Source organism: Rhodococcus sp. NPDC060086 (assembly GCF_042730275.1).
GTDB lineage: Bacteria > Actinomycetota > Actinomycetes > Mycobacteriales > Mycobacteriaceae > Rhodococcus.
The window spans coordinates 1-16,756 of record NZ_JBHWWZ010000052.1 but is presented as its reverse complement, the minus strand read 5'-3'; the positions used below and the strand labels follow the sequence as shown (position 1 = coordinate 16,756).

The following is a 16,756-nucleotide window of genomic DNA, read 5'->3' as shown; positions in this document are numbered from 1 at the left end:
TCGATATACGAAAGGTGTCCTATGAGCACCCGCACCATCCGCCCGAGGCGCAGCACCCTCGCGGTTCCCGGATCGAACCCCAAGATGATCGACAAGGCCCGCGGGTTGTCCGTGGATGCGCTGTTCCTCGACCTCGAGGATGCCTGCGCACCGAACGCCAAGGCCGCCGGCCGCGAGATCATCGTCGAATCCCTCAATGCGGGCGGGTTCGGCGACAAGATCCGGACGGTGCGCGTCAACGACTGGACCACACCCTGGACCTACCGCGACGTCGTCGACGTCGTCGAAGGCGCGGGCACGAACCTGGACTGCATCATGCTCCCCAAGGTGCAGGACGCCACACAGGTGCGTGCGCTCGACCTGCTCCTGACCCAGATCGAGAAGTCGGTCGGGCTCGAGGTCGGCCGGATCGGAATCGAAGTCCAGATCGAAACTGCTTCGGGGCTCATCGCTTTGGATGCCATCGCACAGGCGAGCCCGCGAATCGAAACGCTCGTCTTCGGACCCGCCGATTTCATGGCGTCGATCCACATGAAGTCACTCGTCGTCGGCGAGCAACCACCCGGATACGACGTGGGCGATGCCTACCACCACATCCTCATGTCGATCCTCATGGCGGCCCGCGCCCACGGTAAGCAGGCCATAGACGGCCCGTACCTCGCGATCAAGGACCTCGATGGTCTCGGACGTGTGGCAGGCCGAGCCGCCGCACTCGGCTTCGACGGCAAATGGGTGCTGCATCCCTCGCAGGTCGACGTGGTCAACGAGATCTTCAACCCCGGCCAGGACGATTACGACCATGCCGAGAACATCCTCGACGCGTACGAATGGTGCACGTCCGAAGCGGGTGGGTCCCGCGGCGCGGCGATGCTCGGCGACGAGATGATCGACGAAGCCTCTCGCAAGATGGCACTGGTGATCTCCGGCAAGGGACGCGCGGCGGGCATGACGCGAACGTCGGTGTGGCAACCTCCGGAATGACGCGAAGTAACCCGCACCGGGTCGTCGGTGCGGGTTACCTCGGAAGCGCGCCCCCGGGACAGGAGACGGTGACGGAAACAGCCCGGGGGCGCCGCTGTGCGAGTGTCAGGCCACAACGGACCGCTGCGGAACACCCGTGTATTCGCTGAGCGGACGAATCAGCGCGTTGGATTCACTCTGCTCGATGATGTGCGCAGTCCAGCCGGTGATGCGGCTCATGACGAAGATCGGTGTGAACACCTCGATGTCGAAGCCCATCAGGTAATACGCAGGTCCGGTGGGAAAGTCGAGGTTCGGCTCGATCCCGGTGGCGTCACCCATCGTCTTCTCGAGGACGTCGTACATGCGCACCCACTTGTCGCCGTCGGTGTGGGCAGCAACGTCGCGGAACGCCTGCCGCATCGTCGGAACGCGCGAATCACCGCTCTTGTAGACGCGGTGACCGAAGCCCATCACCTTGTCCTTGCGAGCGAGCTTGCCGCGCATCCACTCCTCGGCACGCTCCGGTTCGCCGATCTCGAGCATGTCGTGCATGACAGCCTCGTTGGCGCCACCGTGCAGCGGCCCCTTGAGTGCGCCGATCGCGGCGGTCACGGCGCTGTAGATGTCGGACATCGTCGAGGTCACCACGCGGGCCGCGAACGTGGACGCGTTGAAACTGTGCTCCGCGTACAGGATCAGCGACACCTCGAAGGCCTTGACGATCTCGGGTTCCGGCACAGATCCGAAGCACATGTTCAGGAAGTTCTCGGCGAACCCCAGCGAATGGTGCGGTGGGATCGGATCGAGGCCGCGGCGACGGCGATGGTCCGCCGCGACGATCGTCGGCAGCACCGCCATCATGCGCAGAGACTTGGCGCGATTCGCGGTGGGAGTGCTGTCGGCCTCCGCCGGATCCTCGGCACCGAGGTAGCTGATCGCGGTCCGCACCACGTCCATCGGGTGGCAGCTCTCCGGCAGCTTCGCGACGAGCGCGAGCAGCGACCGATCGGCCCGACGTTCGGAGCGTTCGCGTTGCATGAACAACGTCAGTTCCGCATCGGTCGGTAACTCACCGTTCCACAGGAGGTATGCCACCTGTTCGAAACTGCAGTGCGCGGCCAGATCCTGTACGGCGTAGCCGCGATATGTCAGGGAGTTCGTCTCTGGCACCACCTTGGAGATCGCGGTGGTGTCGACGACGACGCCGGCCAGACCCTTGTAGATCGTCGGAACAGCGGTGTCTGTCATCACTGACTCCTGTCGAGGGTGAAATTGAATATCCCGGAATCGAATTCGTTGTAGCGCTCGTACTCGAGCATCTCGTACAACCGCGAGCGTGTCTGCATCTCGTCGAGCAGGGTCTCCTGCGTTCCCTCCTCATGAATGACCCGCAGCCCCTTCTCGATGGCACCCATGGCCAACCGCAGAGTGGTCACCGGGTAGATCACCGCGTTGTAGCCGATCTTCTCCAGAACCTGTGCGGGGATCAGCTGCGACTTGCCGAACTCGGTCATGTTCGCGAGCAACGGAACGTCGACTGCCGCCCGGAACTTCTCGAAATCGGCTGTGGTGTGGAGAGCTTCGGTGAAGATCAGATCGGCCCCTGCCTCCGCGTAGGCCGTGGCGCGATCGATCGCCGCATCGATACCTTCGATTCCTGCGGCGTCGGTACGGGCGCAGATCACGAAGTTCGGGTCTCGGCGAGCCGATACCGCGGCGCGCAGACGACGCACCATCTCGTCGGTGCCGACGAGGGCCTTGCCGTCGAGGTGACCGCACCGCTTCGGGTTGATCTGATCTTCGAGGTGCAGACCGGCGACACCGGCGTCTTCGAGCACGGTGACGGTTCGAGCGGCGCTCATGGGCTCACCGAAGCCGGTGTCGGCGTCCACGAACACCGGCAGGTCGGTGACCCGCGCGATCTGCGCGCTGTGTGCGGTGACCTCGGTCAGCGTCGTCAACCCGATGTCCGGCAGCGCCAACCCTGCGGAAAAGGCTCCGCCGGAGATGTAGACGCCCTCGAAACCGATCTCCTGGACGAGCTTGGCCGTCAGCGGATTGATCGCGCCGGGAAGACGCGTGATGGTGCCCGATTCGAGGCCCTTCCGGAAGACGATGCGCTTGTCCGCCGGAGTGGTGGAGGCAGCGATCAGTCCCGTCATCAGAACAGGCCCTTCGGCAGCTTCGGTGCCCGTGCGAGCACGTCGTCGGTGACGGTGAAGGTGAGACCACCCAGTTCACCGGCCTGCAGGTCTGCGACACGCTGCGCGGTGTCGAGGAAGCGGTCCTGCTCGGACACCTCGACGACACCCTGGGCGAGGATACGGAACTTCTCGATGTACTGGTCGCGAGCAAACGGACGCGCACCGAGCGGGTGGGCGTCCGCGATGGCGAGTTCGTCCACGATGACCTCGCCGTTCTTCAGCGTGACCTCGGCGCGAGCACCGAATGCCTTTTCCGCGGGGTCGGTGGAGTGGTACCGGCGCGTCCACTCGGGGTCCTCTGCGGTGGAGATCTTGTTCCAGAGCGCGATCGTGTCGGGACGCTGCGCACGCTCGGGTGCGTAGGAACGTTCGTGGTGCCACACACCGTCCTGCAATGCGACCGCGAAAATGTACATCACGGAGTGGTCCAGAGTTTCGCGGGACGCGTGTGGGTCGAACTTCTGAGGATCGTTCGAGCCGGTACCGATCACGACATGGGTGTGATGGCTGGTGTGCAGCACAATCGACTCGATCTGTTCGAGGTCGCCGATGCGCTCTCGCATGCGGCGAGCGAGATCGATCGGAGCCTGGCTCTGGTACTCGGCCGAGTGTTCCTTGGTGTACGTGTCGAGGATCGCGCGCTTGGCCTCTCCGGGTGCCGGCAACGGCACGTTGTACTCGACCTTCGGGCCGCCGAGCAGCCATGCGATCACACCGTCCTCACCCTCCCAGATGGGAGACGGGGCGCCCTCGCCGCGAAGGGCACGATCGACGGCCTCGACGGCCATCTTGCCCGCGAAAGCGGGAGCGTAGGCCTTCCAGCTGGAGATCTCGCCCTTGCGGGACTGACGCGTGGCCGTCGTCGTGTGCAGGGCCTGTCCGATGGCCTGATACACGGTCTCGGTGTCGAGCCCGAGGAGTGTCCCGATGCCGGCTGCGGCGGACGGGCCGAGATGCGCGACGTGGTCGATCTTGTGTTCGTGCAAGCAGATCGAACGGACCAGGTCGACCTGGATCTCGTAGCCGGTGGCGAGGCCTCGGATCAACTCGGCACCGCTACGTCCGGCGTGCTGGGCCACCGAGAGGATCGGCGGGATGTTGTCGCCCGGATGGGAGTACTCGGCAGCGAGGAAGGTGTCGTGGAAGTCGAGCTCGCGCACCGCGACCCCGTTCGCCCACGCCGCCCACTCCGGCGAGTAGGTGCCGCCGACCCCGAACACCGTCGAACCCGGGGTGTACGGGTGCGTTCGGGCCTGGGCACGCGCGTTCGACACGGGCCGGCGGGTCAGCGACGCGGCGGCGACCGCGGCGTTGTCGATGATGCGGTTGACGATCATGTCTGCGGTGTCGTCCGGAACCTCGACCGGGTCGGTCGCAACCTCCGCGATCCGCCACGCAAGGTGCCCTTCCTTCGGAAATTCTTCCGCGGACCGATGGGTGCGTACGAGATGTGTCTTCACTGGATCCTCCGAACGTCGGCGCTTCGGTTTGCACGCTACGCAGGATTAACAAAGTTGGAAATGCCTTGCAAATGACTATTTTTGCGGAACACATCGAGCAAATTTGCGAAGATTGCGTAAGGTCAGGATGCTAGATTCGCACCCATGCAGAAGATGTACGCCGGGGCCCGTCTGCGCCGCCTGCGGGAGGAACGCGGGATGACCCAGACCGCGCTCGCGACCACGCTCGGGTTGTCCACCAGCTACGTCAACCAGCTCGAGAACGACCACCGTCCCCTCACCGTGCCGGTACTGCTGCGCTTGAACTCGATGTTCGACCTCGACATGGTGTTCTTCGCTGCCGACACCGACGCCCGTCTCCTCGCGGACCTCCAGGAGGTGCTCGCGGAGAACCCCGACACCACTGCGGTCTCCGCCGCCGAGATCGACGAACTGTTGTCGCGCACTCCGTTTGCAGCACGCGCACTGGTGTCGCTGCACCGCCGACTGCGCGGCGCTACAGAACAGCTCGAGCAGCTCGCCCCGGGCGATCCGGGAGTCGTCGCCGACCAGACCGCAACGACCCCCTACGAGGAGGTCCGCGACTTCTTCTACGACCGCCGCAACCATATCGCCGGACTCGACGATGCTGCCGAGGAACTGTTCACCAGCCGCGGACTGACAGTGGGCGGGCTCGATCTGCAGCTGAGCAGCCTGCTGCACGACGAACACGGCATCACCGTGACCATCCGCACCGACGAACCCGACCGCATCGGACCGAAACGGTCGTACGACCCGGTCGCGAAGGTCCTGACCCTCGCGCGACGCCTCACCCCCGGCCAACGCGCATTCCAGCTGGCGACTCAGCTCGCGTTCATCGCACACGCCGACACCATCGACGCGATCGTCGCAGGTGCCGACGCACTGCCCGAACGCTCACGGGCCCTTGCTCGCGTCGGCCTGGCCAACTACTTCGCCGGCGCGCTGATCCTGCCGTACACCCAGTTCCTTCGCTCCGCCGAGGCCCTGCGCTACGACATCGATCTTCTCGGCGCGAAGTTCGAGGTGGGCTTCGAGACCGTGTGCCACCGGCTGTCGACACTGCAACGACCCGGGCAGCGCGGGGTGCCGTTCTTCTTCGTCCGCACCGACCGCGCCGGAAACATCTCGAAGCGGCAGTCCGCCACCGCTTTCCACTTCTCCCGTGTGGGCGGTAGCTGTCCGCTGTGGGTTGTGCACGATGCGTTCACATCACCGGGTCGCATCCTGACGCAGGTGTCTCAGATGCCGGACGGCCGCACCTACCTCTGGATCGCCCGCACCACCCATGAAGCAACGCCCGGGTATCTCGCCGCCACAAGGGATTTCGCGATCGGCCTCGGCTGCGATCTCGGTTACGCCGACAAACTCGTCTACTCGAGAGGGTTGCGTCTCGACGATCCTGACACGACCACACCGATCGGCGCGGGCTGCAAGGTGTGCGACCGTCCGTCCTGCACCCAGCGGGCGTTCCCACATCTGGGCCGCACCATCCGGATCGACGAGAACAACGCGGGACTCGTTCCGTACTCGGCCTCGGAGAGCCGGTGAGATGGGCAACGAACGACATCTCGATCCCGATGTCCACTGGTGGGCGCAGGCCGACTGCCGGTTCTTCGGCCCGTCGCCGTTCTTCGGACCGGACGCCGAAACGCCCACGGAGCGGTCGCGCCGTGAGAACCACGCCAAGCAGATCTGCTCCGGTTGCTCCGTCGTCGACGAGTGCCTGCGGTACGCGGTCGACACCGGCGAACAGTTCGGGATCTGGGGTGGCACCTCGGAACGGGAAAGAAAATCACTCACCCGTGCGTGATCTCGACATCCAGGACTACCAGAATCACGCACGGGCAACGGAGCTGCGCAACCTGCGATAGCGGATCGCAGGCGCCCCGTCGTCGACCGTTACCGTCGCGTGCACCCCGTAGACCTTCTCGATCAGGTCTGCGGTCAGTGCCGCGGACGGAGTGCCGTGCGCAACGATACGACCATGCGAGAGCACCACGACCCGGTCGCAGAACATCGCCGCGAGATTGAGATCGTGTAGCGCCACGTAGCTGGTGACCGGCAGCGCCGCGACCCGTTCGAGGATGTCGAGCTGATGCTGGATGTCGAGATGGTTCGTCGGCTCGTCCAGTAGCAGTTCCTCGGGTTCCTGCGCGAGGGCGCGGGCGATCTGCGCTCGCTGCCGCTCTCCACCCGACATCGAGCGCCACAGCCGGTCGGCGAACTCGACCATCCCCGTCACCGCGAGCGCGCGCTCGATGGCGTCCGTTCCGCCCTCGTCACGTCCGAAGACGTCGGAGTGCGGAATTCGACCGAGCCTCACAACATCTCGTACCCGGATGTCGACTTCGGTGTGCGCGTGCTGACCGACCATCGCGACCCTGCGCGCGAGATCCCTGCGACCGAGACTGCCGATGTCGGTTCCGTCGAGAGTCACCGCGCCTCGGTCGGGACGATCGATGCCGGCGAGCAGGCGCAGCAGCGACGACTTGCCCGAGCCGTTCGGTCCGAGCAGCCCGATCGTCTCGCCCTGCACGGGATCGATCGTCACGTCGTCGATGACGAGATTCCCACCGCGGCTCCATCGCAGCGACTGCACGGACAGTGTCACGGCGTACTCCTCGTACGGAACAGGATCAGCGCAAAGGCCGGCACACCGATCAGAGCGGTCACCACACCCACCGGTATCTCCTGCGGTGCGAACACGGTGCGGGCCACCGCATCCACCCACACCATGAACACCGCACCCACCACAGCGGTGACGGGTACGAGGTGACTGTGCCGGGGGCCCACCAGGAATCGTGCGGCGTGCGGTAGGACGAGACCGACGAACCCGATCGCTCCCGCGGCGCTGACCAGCACGGCGGTGATCAGAGCGGTCACCAACAGGAACATCAGCCGGGTGCGTCCCACCGAGATCCCGAGCGTCGCGGCGGTCGACGAGCCGAAGGTGAACGCATCGAGCGCGGACGCCCGGAGCATGCACACCACGATGCCCAGCCCGCACACGGCACCGCACAGGGCGACGTCACTCCACGTAGCGCCGGACAGCGACCCCAGCAACCAGAAAAGCACCCCACGGGTGCGCTCGGCATCGGCAGACGAGATGACGATGAACGATGTCAACGCCGAGAACAGTTGTGTTCCTGCAACACCCGCCAGTACGACACGTGAGGTCCCGCCCCCTGCGCCGGTGGCGAGCAGCAGCACGAGCGCGAACGACGCAAGCGCACCCAGGAACGCACCACTCGACAGCGACACGGCACCGCCGCCGATACCCAGCACCGCGACCATCACAGCGCCGGTCGATGCGCCGGACGAGATACCCAGGACGAACGGATCCGCCAGCGGGTTGCGCAGCAACGACTGCATGATCACACCGCACACCGCGAGACCCGCTCCGCACACCGCGGCCAGCAGGGTCCGCGGCAGTCGCAACTCCCACACGATCCCTTCGCGGATCGCGCTCACCGAACTGTCCGCCAGACCGATCCGATCGAAGATGACCGCGTACACGTCCGACACAGAGAGTTCGGCGGGGCCGATCGTGACCGTCGCAGCGATCGACATCGCCAGTACCGCGAGCCCGACCACGACGACGACCGCTGCGACCGGGGTACGTTCGGCAGGCGACCGGTCTTTCGTCGCCGACACCATCAACCCGCGAGGTTCCACTCGCGCAGAGCGCCGGCCACCTTCTCGATCCCGTCGATCGTGCGGATCGACGGGTTCATGTCGGCACCGTTGACGACGATGTACCGCTGGTTCTGCACAGCTGTCAGACGCTGGGTGACCGGATTCGATTCGAGGAATTCGATCTTGCTGTCGAGTGCGTCGCCCGCGATGCTGCGCCGGCTCAGATCGCCGAGCACCAGTGCCGTGGGATCACGGTCGAGGATCGATTCCCAGCTCACCTGCGGCCACTCGTTCGTGGTGTCGTCGAACACGTTCTTCGCACCGACGGAGTCGGTGATGATGCCCGATGATCCGCAGCAGCCCGCAACGTACGGGGTGGCGGTGTCGGCGAACCAGTACGCGAGCGACGCTCCGGAGGCATCGATCTCGCCCGCAGCGACCTCGTACCGCTGCTCGAGTTCGGCGACGAAATCTTCTCCACGCTCGGCTACGTCGAAGATCGCGGCGAGTTCGCGGATCTCCTTGTACACCGACTCCATCGTCAGGGGTTCGGTGCGGTTGCCGTCGGAGTTGACGCTGTCGTCGTCCTTGCCGTCGCAGTCGGTGGGCGACAGGTACGACGGGACCCCGATCTGCTCGAACTGCTCCGATGTCGCGACTCCGCCCTCGCCGAGGGTGCCCCCGAAGGAAGCCGACACGAAGTCGGGTTCGGTGTCGAGCACGACCTCGAAGGAAGGATTGTTGTCGGCGAGGCGCGGGACCTTCTCGTTCTCGGCCGCGAGGTTCTCGCGCACCGGGTCGGTCCAGGTCGCGGTGCCGACCATGCGGTCGGCCAGGCCGAGCGACAGCAGGATCTCCGTCGACCCCTGGTTGAGCGACACAGCCCGCCGGGGAGGCCCATCGATCGTGACGGTGCGCCCGCAGTTTTCGATGCTCAGCGGGTAGTTCGACGTCGACGACGCGGTGATGTCCTGCTCGGTGGTATCGGTCTCGGTGTCGCTCGACGAGCAACCTGCCACGGTCATCGCCGCAGCGATGAGTGCGACACCGACACGCAGCATTGTGGGCCGCCCCGTGCGGGCGGCGAATATCGGAGTGTTCATGTCCATCCTCGTGGTGTTGCCTCGGTCGGCGCAGGTGTCCTGGCTCCCGGATCGACGCTCTCCCCCGGCCTTCCAACCCGTGCGGGCCGTGACCATGAATTGGGGAATCGCTCCTCGGTGACAGTTGCGGGACAGCCCCGGATTCGCACCGGTGTTCCCTACGTCGGTTCGAACAGTACAAGACCGGCCTCGGCCTCCGAACACGTGGATGCCTCGTCCACCTCGGTCCGCTCGTGATCAGAGGACGGCTCGTGACTCCCGAAGCAAAGAGGCGTACGACCGCAGCAGCTCCCAGACGTCCGAATCATTCACGTCGAGCCTTCCGGTGCGTCCTGTGGCCGTCAACGCTCCGGTGAGTCGTCCGTCGCTCGAACGCACGGGCACGGCGAGTGCGGTCCGCCCGATACGACTCTCGTCGACCTCGTACGCAGCATCCGAATCCTGGACGCCCCGCAGTTCCGCCGCCAGTTCCGACGGCTCGATCTTGGTGCGCTCGGTGACGCGGCGAAGTCGGCCGGTGCCGATCAGTTCGGGCCGCTGCGCCAGAAGCAACTTGCCGATCGCCGACGCATGCAGGTGCGTCGTCCACGTCGATTCGCCGGGCAGTTCGTGGTCGGGGTCGCGATCCACCAGGTGTACTCGCCCACCGCTGTAGGAGGCGAGGTAGATGCCGTACCGAGTCCGGCTCCGCAACTCTTCGACGACGGGGCCCGAGTCGACGTGTTGCAACGGATCGGGCGCGGCAGAGGCGAGTTCGCGGATCCGGCACCCGAGCGCGAAACCCGATAGGTCCTCCACACGCACGAGATACCCGTCGGCCACGAGGAGGTTGAGGAGCCGGTATGCGGTCGCAGGCGGGGTGCCGGTCAGTGTCGCGATGTCTCGCGCCGACGCGCCCGCACCGAGAGTGGCGACGGCCTCGAGCATCGCGAGGGCGCGTTGAACGGCTCGCGGCTCATGCCCTCCCGAGCCGACACTCATCGCTGCTCCGCACCCGGATGGTCGACACCGACGAGAGCCATGTCGCCTCGAGCGTTCTCGGCGAATGCGCCCGAACCGGGGAGCACGTCTTCCGAACCGGGACTGTCGAATATCCCGACAGCGGCGAGACTCGCCGGGCGCGCACGGCTCAGATATCGATACCAGAGCGTCGCACTCACCGGAACAGCAACGACGGCGACGAGTCCTGCGAACCGGCCGTCCAGTATGTGATCCGCGACGATGAATCCGATCGCCGCGACGCCGATAGCGGCTCCGAGGCAACCTATCCGGGCGATCGCCGGCGTCGACTCCCGGATCCGGGAGAGGAACGCCACCGCCGAGGCTGCTACCAGGACATAGGCGATCAGCAGTGCGACGCGCAACGTGACGTTGATCCAGTCCGGTCTGGCGCCGACTGCGGCAAGAGCCGACGCGACGAGCGCGAGGACCGACACTGCAGCGACGAGCGCAACACACGGAGTGCGCAATCCGCTGTGCACCACCCCGAACGCTCTGGGCAGGACACCTTCGACGCCCATCGAATACAGCAGTCTCGATGCGGCATTCGACGAGGCCATCGAGGAGGCAAGCCACGAGCAGCACATCCCGATGTGCAGCAACGCAACCACCGCCGGGTTCACACCGGTCGACGTGCCGTGCAGGTATGCCCCGACCAGGGTGTCGGCGTGCCCGCTCCAGGCGGCCCATCCGGCGAATACGAACAGGGTTCCGCAGATGATCGGAGTGGCGAGCACAGTACGGGTGACGGTGACCATCGGGCGCCGCGCTTCGGGTCCGATGAACGTCGCACTCTCGAAGCCGGCCAAGGCGAACAGGGCAGCGAGGACGACGGGAAGCCACATTCCGGAGCCGCCCTCAGGAAGCGGTTGCAGTGGCGTCGATTCCACACCGGACACCATCATCAGCCCGATGATGAAAACCAGTGAGCAGACCTCGATCACGAGGATCGCGAGTGCCGCGAACCGAACACCGCGCAGCAGCGCGACAAGAATCACCGCAGCGATCACCAGGTATACCGCGAGGGTCGCGGGACCACGGATCTCGATCCCGCACAGGGCCGCGATGGTGATCACCGCCAGCCCGCCGGAATACAGACTCAACGCTCCACTGACCAGATACTTCACAGCCATCGCTATGCCGGCGGCCAGAGCAGCGCGTGTACCGAGGCCCTTCGCGACGAACGCGTAGAAGCCCCCGGACGCGACCATCCGCCGAGTGAACTGTGTGGTGCACCAGGCGATCATCGTGACGAAGACCGTCGCCACGACAATCGCGATCAGACCCGAGGCCAGCGCCTGGTGGGTCAGCATCGTGAGGGGCAGCAGCACCATGGAGGCTGCCGGCGCTGTGGTGGCGACGGATTGAGCGAGAACCTCCCAACCCGACAGCTGTCTGCGGCCGAGCGCATGGAGGGGCGAGACGGCGGCATGCCGAGGTTCTCGAGACGCGAACGACCGCGCGATGGCATCCGCCAATGCAGATGTCTCGGTCATGACACCTCCCTCTTTCCGGTGAGCTCGACACCGGCCTCGCAGAACCTAGCCACAATGTGTTTCCCGAGTGTTTCGGGCGTGAGTCGTGCGTCGCCGATCCGAGTGAGAAGCCGCCGTCCGATCGTTCCCACTCGCCGCCGCGTAACCGTTGCGTCGCCGTATCGATCCGGAATCACGTCCACTCCACGATTGGTCCCGACAGCAACAGGGCGATGGGAGACACGAAGTGAGCGTCACCAGAAGATCATTCATGCGAGGCCTGGGCATGACCGGCGGCGTCGGGCTGGCCTACGGGGCGATGTCCACACTCGGTCTCGCGCCGGCGGTGGGAGCCCCCAGCCGGTTTCAGGCTCCCGCGATGGGCGACCTCATCGGAAAGGCACCCGGCTCGCAGTCCGTGGTCGTACTCGGTGGCGGACCCGCGGGCCTGTGCACAGCCTACGAACTCGGTAAGGCCGGCTACGACGTGACGGTCCTCGAGGCACGCACCCGGCCGGGTGGGCGCGTCTACTCGGTGCGAGGCGGCACCACGGAAACCGAGATCGGTGGACAGACCCAGACCTGCACGTTCGCCGATGGGCACTACTACAACCTCGGTGCCACGCGCATTCCGCAGAGTCACATCGCCCTCGATTACTGCCACGAACTCGGCGTGGAGATCCAGCCGTTCGGCAACCAGAACGCGAACACGCTCGTCAACTATCAGAGCGACACCCCACTCTCGGGGCAGTCGGTCCAGTATCGCGCCGCGAAAGCCGACACCTTCGGCTACATGTCGGAGCTGCTGCACAAGGCGGCGTCGAGAGGCGCACTGGACGACGTGTTGTCCCCCGACGACAAGGACGCACTGTCGGAGTTCCTCAGCGATTTCGGCGATCTGTCCAGCGACGGACGCTACATCGGGTCGTCGCGTCGCGGGTTCTCCGACGAGCCCGGCGCCGGCCTGAACTTCGGCACCAGGACCGAGCCGTTCGCGATGCCCGATGTCATCCGCTCCGGACTCGGCCGCAACATCAGCTTCGAGTTCGGTTACGACCAGGCCACGATCATGATGACGCCGGTCGGCGGCATGGACCGCATCTATTACGCATTCCAGGAGAAGATCGGCGCCGACAAGATCCAGTTCGGTGCGGAGGTGACGTCGATGAAGAACGTCCCCGAGGGGGTCACCGTGGCCTACACGCAGAACGGTTCGCGCAAGTCGATCACCGCCGACTACTGCATCTGCACGGTCCCGCCGAACCTGATCGGGCGCTTCGACAACAACCTGCCCGCCGATGTCCTGAACGCCCTGACCGCGGCCGTGCCCGCCTCCGGCGGCAAACTCGGAATCGAGTACACCCGCCGCTGGTGGGAAACCGAGGACCGCATCTACGGCGGGGCATCGAACACCGACAAGGACATCAGCCAGATCATGTTCCCGTACGACCACTACGGCTCGGACCGCGGTGTCGTCGTCGGGTACTACACCAGCGGCCGACGGCACCTCGCCTTCGAGTCCCTCACTCACGAACAACGTCTGGCGAAGGCGGTCGCCGAGGGCATGACGATCCACGGCGACAAGTACGGCCGCGACATCGCCTCCTCGTTCTCCGGAAGCTGGCGCCGGATGAAGTACTCCGAAGGGGCCTGGATGAGCTGGAAGGGATCGAGCTACGGGCACGGCGACAGCGCCACCCCCGAGTACGAGCTGCTGCTGAAGCCTGTCGACCGAATCTACTTCGCCGGCGACCATCTCTCGAACGCGATCGCGTGGCAGCACGGCGCGTTCACTTCCGCCCGCGACGTCGTCACCGCGCTGCACCAGCGCGTCGCAGCGGCCTGACAACCACCGACCTTCAGGAGAAGTCATGAAGCGCAACACCTTCCGTACTGCAACACTGGCCGCGAGCCTCGCAACTGCTGCCGTCGTCCTGACCGCCTGCTCGTCCGAGAGTGACGACAGTGCTGCGCCCAGCGAGACCACCGCGGCCGCTCAGGCGGTGATCCCACCCGGTGAGACGAACCCGATGATTGCCGAGGGCGTGACAATCAGTTCCGGCGCGACCGTCTACAAGTCCAGCGGTCTCGGCCCGAGCGCATCGAACTCGGCTGCACCGCAGGGTAGCCCGGAATCGTATATCCCCTCGCAGTTCAGCGGTGGTGCGCTACCGGAGGGCGTCACGATCACCGAAGCGCAGGGCATCAATGTGCTCGAGAACATTCGAGCCAACCTCGAATTGCAAGGCCTGACACTCGCCGACGTCACCACGATGCGAGTGTTCCTCGACAACGCGCCCGGCTCCGATCGGGCCGACTACGCCGGCTGGAACCGCGCCTACCGCCAATTCTTCGCGAACACGAACCTCGAGACCGGCGACACCGAACTCGTTCCGCTCGGGACCGCCGAACCCGCGGCGCCGCTCGAGCGGAACGAGGCCCGTCCGAGCCGGTTCGCACTCGAGGTCGGCAGCCTCCCCGTCCCGGGCTGGCTCGTCGAGGTCGAGGTCGACGCGGTGTATCCCACAGACGAGGCGGTCGGCTGATGGGCGCGATGAGCCCCGCACATTGGGCGATCGTCGCGGTGGTCATGCTCGTTCTGTTCGGGTCCAAGAAGCTGCCCGAGGCCGCCCGTGGCCTCGGCCGGTCGCTGCGGATCCTCAAGTCGGAGGTCGGCGAGATGCATACGGACGAGGCTGTGGCTCTCGGTACTCGGATTCCGGAACCGTCGCACGAGACCGTGAGCACTACGCAGGCAGCGAACACGGAAGGGAAAGCGTTGCAGTGACGGCGATGCCGGTGGCACGCGGTGAGCCCGTCAGCCGAAGGGCGTCCCGCCCGTCAGCAGAAGGGCATCCCGCCCATCAGCCGAAGGGCGTCCCGCCCGTGACCGCGATGGTGCCACCGGTGATGTAGCTCGACTCCTGGGACGCGAGGAAGACGTACGAGGGAGCGAGTTCGGCCGGCTGCCCCGGACGGCCGAGGGGAACGTCGGCACCGAACTGCTGATACGCCTCGCGGGTCATCGTCGCCGGAATGAGCGGAGTCCAGATGGGTCCGGGTGCGACCGCATTGACGCGTATCCCTTGCGCAGCGACATCCGCGGCGAGACCTCTGGTGAAGTTCACGATCCCGGCCTTGCTTGTCGCGTAGTCGAGCAGGCCGGGAGAAGGGCTGCCGGCCTGAATCGAGGTGGTGTTCACGATCGTGGAGCCCGGGCGCATCTCCGCTGCCGCGTACTTGCACAACCAGAACAGCGCATACAGATTGGTCTTCATCACGCGGTCGAACTGCTCGGTGGTCATGTCCGCGATACCGCCCGGCTCCATGTGCTGGTAGGCCGCGTTGTTGACGAGGATGTCGATCCCACCCAGTTCGGACACGGTCGTGCGGATCAAGTCGCGGCAGAACTCCTCGGACCGGATGTCCCCCGGTGCTGTCACTGCCCGGCGCCCCGCCTTTTCGACCAGCGCGGCAGTGCGGCGCGCATCCTCCTCCTCATCGAGATAACTGACGACGACGTCGGCGCCTTCTCGCGCAAACGCCACGGCGACGGCACGACCGATGCCCGAATCTGCGCCGGTGACGAGAGCGCGTCGGCCGTCCAGCCGGCCGCTGCCCCGATACGTTCGCTCTCCGTGGTCGGGCTCCGACGCCATCTCCGAGGTGAGACCCGGGTACGGGATCTCCTCCTGCCGGTCGAGCGGTGGCGTCGGATACTGCTCCCCCGGATGCTGCATGCGGTACTGATCGGGCATCGGTTCCTCCGGACGTAGGGTGCTCTTTTCCTCGTACCCGGTCCGACGCATCAGCACACACGGTTCGCGGAGTTCACACCTGGGTATGCGGACACGCAGCTGTTCCATGATTTCCGACGACGGGGTCCCCCGACGATGGGCCCCCTGACGAAAGGACACCGACGTGAGCGAACACAAGTCTCCGGAAACGGCCGACACCGGCAGGGCGAAGGGCGACACCGACAGGGGGAAGACCGACGCGGCGTCCGATGTCGTGTCCGATCCCGCGAAGTCGACGGAGGACGAATCGTCCGAATGGACCGACGAAGGTGGCGCGACACCATCGGGACCTGCAACCGATACCAGTAAGGACTGACGCCTCTACCGATCTCGGTGAGAGTGCTCCATCGTTCACGGTGGAGGTGAATCACCGTCACTCAGGGCGCCGTTGAGACCTCACATACTCGGCAATCACCGACAACGGCGCGCCGCCCGCAGTCCCGCAGTAATACGAGCGGGACCAGAAATGTCCACCCCACAGGTACCGGGAAAGGTGCTCCGCGTGATCGCGCCGCACGTGCCGCGATGACACACCCTTGAGCGAATTCACCAGCTTCGACAGCTGCACAGTCGCAGGAGAGCCGATCAGCAGGTGCACATGATCATCCTCGCCGTAGAACTCCCGCAGCTCGCAGCCGAAGTCCGCGCAGACTCTCCGCATGATCTGCTCGCAGTCCACCAAGATCGGTCCGGTGAACGCGCCACGCCGATATTTCGTGACGAGCACCAAATGTGCGGGACAGTCCCACACTGCGTGTCTGCCACATCTGACAAACCCAATCTCATCCATGACACCAAAAGTTATCGTCGGGGTGTGCTCAAGCGATACCGCTACCGCGCCTACCCCACAGGGGAGCAGCACAGGGCACTGTCTCGACTGTTCGGGTGCTGCCGGGTGGTATTCAACGATGCCCTCGCCGCGAGGGAATCCGCCCGCAGGGCGGGCCGGCCGATCCCGAGCAAAGGCGAGTTGTCGGCGGCGCTGACCGCCGCGAAAACGACTCCCGAACGGGCGTGGCTGGCCGAGGTGTCCTCGGTGCCGTTGCAGCAGTCGCTGGCGGACCTGCATCGCGCGTACGCCAATTTCTTCGATTCCCG

General features: G+C 65.6%; 18 protein-coding genes and 1 riboswitch. Of the genes, 8 read left to right on the top strand and 10 right to left on the bottom strand.

Annotated features, from left to right (window positions below):
- Window positions 1–21 precede the first annotated feature (21 nt).
- A complete protein-coding gene (locus tag ACFWB0_RS21620) occupies window positions 22–981 on the top strand; it encodes an HpcH/HpaI aldolase/citrate lyase family protein (RefSeq protein ID WP_378492450.1) in 960 nt (319 codons plus the stop codon).
- A 105-nt stretch (window positions 982–1,086) separates the two neighbouring features.
- Here ACFWB0_RS21620 and ACFWB0_RS21615 read toward each other — a convergent pair whose 3' ends face one another.
- Genes ACFWB0_RS21615 through prpD form a run of 3 tightly spaced genes read right to left on the bottom strand, consistent with a single transcriptional unit; the run spans window position 1,087 to window position 4,627 of the window.
- Entirely contained in the window at window positions 1,087–2,211 is a 1,125-nt protein-coding gene (locus ACFWB0_RS21615; RefSeq protein ID WP_378492449.1) for a bifunctional 2-methylcitrate synthase/citrate synthase, read from the bottom strand.
- Complete coding sequence (gene prpB, locus ACFWB0_RS21610; protein WP_378492448.1) at window positions 2,211–3,125, bottom strand: methylisocitrate lyase; 915 nt, start codon at window positions 3,123–3,125, stop codon at window positions 2,211–2,213. The genes ACFWB0_RS21615 and prpB overlap by 1 nt, the downstream gene beginning before the upstream one ends.
- Window positions 3,125–4,627: a 2-methylcitrate dehydratase PrpD gene (gene prpD, locus ACFWB0_RS21605; protein ID WP_378492447.1), complete on the bottom strand. Its 1,503-nt coding sequence runs from the start codon at window positions 4,625–4,627 to the stop codon at window positions 3,125–3,127. The genes prpB and prpD overlap by 1 nt, the downstream gene beginning before the upstream one ends.
- 144 nt (window positions 4,628–4,771) lie before the next feature.
- Here prpD and ACFWB0_RS21600 point away from each other — a divergent pair, with 144 nt between their 5' ends.
- Together ACFWB0_RS21600 and ACFWB0_RS21595 are read left to right on the top strand one after the other, a co-directional pair.
- Complete coding sequence (locus ACFWB0_RS21600) at window positions 4,772–6,196, top strand: short-chain fatty acyl-CoA regulator family protein (RefSeq protein ID WP_378492446.1); 1,425 nt, start codon at window positions 4,772–4,774, stop codon at window positions 6,194–6,196.
- Window position 6,197: 1 nt separating this feature from the next.
- Window positions 6,198–6,458, top strand: coding sequence for a WhiB family transcriptional regulator (locus ACFWB0_RS21595; RefSeq protein WP_378492445.1), 261 nt, complete (start codon window positions 6,198–6,200; stop codon window positions 6,456–6,458).
- Window positions 6,459–6,482: 24 nt separating this feature from the next.
- On the opposite strand, the gene ACFWB0_RS21590 is transcribed toward ACFWB0_RS21595, so the two are convergent.
- From ACFWB0_RS21590 to ACFWB0_RS21570, 5 genes are all read right to left on the bottom strand, one after another.
- Window positions 6,483–7,259 (bottom strand): ABC transporter ATP-binding protein, encoded by a 777-nt coding sequence (locus ACFWB0_RS21590; protein ID WP_378492444.1) that lies wholly within the window; start codon window positions 7,257–7,259, stop codon window positions 6,483–6,485.
- On the bottom strand, window positions 7,256–8,218 hold the full coding sequence (locus ACFWB0_RS21585) for a FecCD family ABC transporter permease (RefSeq protein ID WP_378492468.1): 963 nt from the start codon (window positions 8,216–8,218) through the stop codon (window positions 7,256–7,258). Before ACFWB0_RS21585 ends, ACFWB0_RS21590 begins: the two co-directional genes overlap by 4 nt.
- Before the next feature lie 86 nt (window positions 8,219–8,304).
- Window positions 8,305–9,345: an ABC transporter substrate-binding protein gene (locus ACFWB0_RS21580; RefSeq protein WP_378492467.1), complete on the bottom strand. Its 1,041-nt coding sequence runs from the start codon at window positions 9,343–9,345 to the stop codon at window positions 8,305–8,307.
- A 51-nt stretch (window positions 9,346–9,396) separates the two neighbouring features.
- Window positions 9,397–9,590, bottom strand: a riboswitch (cobalamin riboswitch).
- A 34-nt stretch (window positions 9,591–9,624) separates the two neighbouring features.
- Window positions 9,625–10,368 carry an IclR family transcriptional regulator gene (locus tag ACFWB0_RS21575; protein ID WP_378492443.1) on the bottom strand — a complete coding sequence of 248 codons (744 nt, stop codon included), beginning with the start codon at window positions 10,366–10,368 and terminating at the stop codon, window positions 9,625–9,627.
- Entirely contained in the window at window positions 10,365–11,882 is a 1,518-nt protein-coding gene (locus tag ACFWB0_RS21570; RefSeq protein ID WP_378492442.1) for an APC family permease, read from the bottom strand. The genes ACFWB0_RS21575 and ACFWB0_RS21570 overlap by 4 nt, the downstream gene beginning before the upstream one ends.
- Window positions 11,883–12,132: 250 nt before the next feature.
- Between ACFWB0_RS21570 and ACFWB0_RS21565 the strand changes: the two genes are divergently transcribed.
- Genes ACFWB0_RS21565 through tatA form a run of 3 tightly spaced genes read left to right on the top strand, consistent with a single transcriptional unit; the run spans window position 12,133 to window position 14,649 of the window.
- The gene (locus tag ACFWB0_RS21565; protein WP_378492466.1) at window positions 12,133–13,707 is read left to right on the top strand and encodes a flavin monoamine oxidase family protein; all 1,575 of its coding nucleotides are present in this window, start codon (window positions 12,133–12,135) and stop codon (window positions 13,705–13,707) included.
- A gap of 25 nt (window positions 13,708–13,732) precedes the next feature.
- On the top strand, window positions 13,733–14,407 hold the full coding sequence (locus ACFWB0_RS21560; protein WP_378492441.1) for a Rid family hydrolase: 675 nt from the start codon (window positions 13,733–13,735) through the stop codon (window positions 14,405–14,407).
- A complete protein-coding gene (gene tatA, locus ACFWB0_RS21555) occupies window positions 14,407–14,649 on the top strand; it encodes a Sec-independent protein translocase subunit TatA (protein WP_378492440.1) in 243 nt (80 codons plus the stop codon). Before ACFWB0_RS21560 ends, tatA begins: the two co-directional genes overlap by 1 nt.
- A 76-nt stretch (window positions 14,650–14,725) precedes the next feature.
- Here tatA and ACFWB0_RS21550 read toward each other — a convergent pair whose 3' ends face one another.
- The gene (locus ACFWB0_RS21550; protein WP_378492439.1) at window positions 14,726–15,619 is read right to left on the bottom strand and encodes an SDR family oxidoreductase; all 894 of its coding nucleotides are present in this window, start codon (window positions 15,617–15,619) and stop codon (window positions 14,726–14,728) included.
- A gap of 163 nt (window positions 15,620–15,782) precedes the next feature.
- On the opposite strand from ACFWB0_RS21550, the gene ACFWB0_RS21545 reads away from it, so the two are divergent.
- Window positions 15,783–15,974 carry a hypothetical protein gene (locus tag ACFWB0_RS21545; RefSeq protein ID WP_378492438.1) on the top strand — a complete coding sequence of 64 codons (192 nt, stop codon included), beginning with the start codon at window positions 15,783–15,785 and terminating at the stop codon, window positions 15,972–15,974.
- Between the two features lie 57 nt (window positions 15,975–16,031).
- Here ACFWB0_RS21545 and tnpA read toward each other — a convergent pair whose 3' ends face one another.
- Window positions 16,032–16,448, bottom strand: a complete 417-nt coding sequence (gene tnpA, locus ACFWB0_RS21540; RefSeq protein ID WP_378492437.1) for an IS200/IS605 family transposase — start codon at window positions 16,446–16,448, stop codon at window positions 16,032–16,034.
- Window positions 16,449–16,472: 24 nt separating this feature from the next.
- Between tnpA and ACFWB0_RS21535 the strand changes: the two genes are divergently transcribed.
- Window positions 16,473–16,756, top strand: a 284-nt coding sequence (locus ACFWB0_RS21535) for a helix-turn-helix domain-containing protein (protein WP_378492436.1), incomplete at its 3' end; no start/stop codon positions are given.

Excerpts from the sequence above, each read along its gene's own strand:
- ACFWB0_RS21565 (WP_378492466.1), top strand. The coding sequence starts at position 12,133 with ATGCGAGGCCTGGGCATGACCGGCGGCGTCGGGCTGGCCTACGGGGCG.
- ACFWB0_RS21620 (WP_378492450.1), top strand. The coding sequence starts at position 22 with ATGAGCACCCGCACCATCCGCCCGAGGCGCAGCACCCTCGCGGTTCCC.
- ACFWB0_RS21550 (WP_378492439.1), bottom strand. The coding sequence starts at position 15,619 with ATGCCCGATCAGTACCGCATGCAGCATCCGGGGGAGCAGTATCCGACG.
- ACFWB0_RS21600 (WP_378492446.1), top strand. The coding sequence starts at position 4,772 with ATGCAGAAGATGTACGCCGGGGCCCGTCTGCGCCGCCTGCGGGAGGAA.
- ACFWB0_RS21570 (WP_378492442.1), bottom strand. The coding sequence starts at position 11,882 with ATGACCGAGACATCTGCATTGGCGGATGCCATCGCGCGGTCGTTCGCG.
- ACFWB0_RS21575 (WP_378492443.1), bottom strand. The coding sequence starts at position 10,368 with ATGAGTGTCGGCTCGGGAGGGCATGAGCCGCGAGCCGTTCAACGCGCC.
- ACFWB0_RS21585 (WP_378492468.1), bottom strand. The coding sequence starts at position 8,218 with ATGTCGATCGCTGCGACGGTCACGATCGGCCCCGCCGAACTCTCTGTG.
- prpB (WP_378492448.1), bottom strand. The coding sequence starts at position 3,125 with ATGACGGGACTGATCGCTGCCTCCACCACTCCGGCGGACAAGCGCATC.
- ACFWB0_RS21595 (WP_378492445.1), top strand. The coding sequence starts at position 6,198 with ATGGGCAACGAACGACATCTCGATCCCGATGTCCACTGGTGGGCGCAG.
- ACFWB0_RS21615 (WP_378492449.1), bottom strand. The coding sequence starts at position 2,211 with ATGACAGACACCGCTGTTCCGACGATCTACAAGGGTCTGGCCGGCGTC.
- tatA (WP_378492440.1), top strand. The coding sequence starts at position 14,407 with ATGGGCGCGATGAGCCCCGCACATTGGGCGATCGTCGCGGTGGTCATG.
- tnpA (WP_378492437.1), bottom strand. The coding sequence starts at position 16,448 with ATGGATGAGATTGGGTTTGTCAGATGTGGCAGACACGCAGTGTGGGAC.
- ACFWB0_RS21580 (WP_378492467.1), bottom strand. The coding sequence starts at position 9,345 with ATGCTGCGTGTCGGTGTCGCACTCATCGCTGCGGCGATGACCGTGGCA.
- ACFWB0_RS21560 (WP_378492441.1), top strand. The coding sequence starts at position 13,733 with ATGAAGCGCAACACCTTCCGTACTGCAACACTGGCCGCGAGCCTCGCA.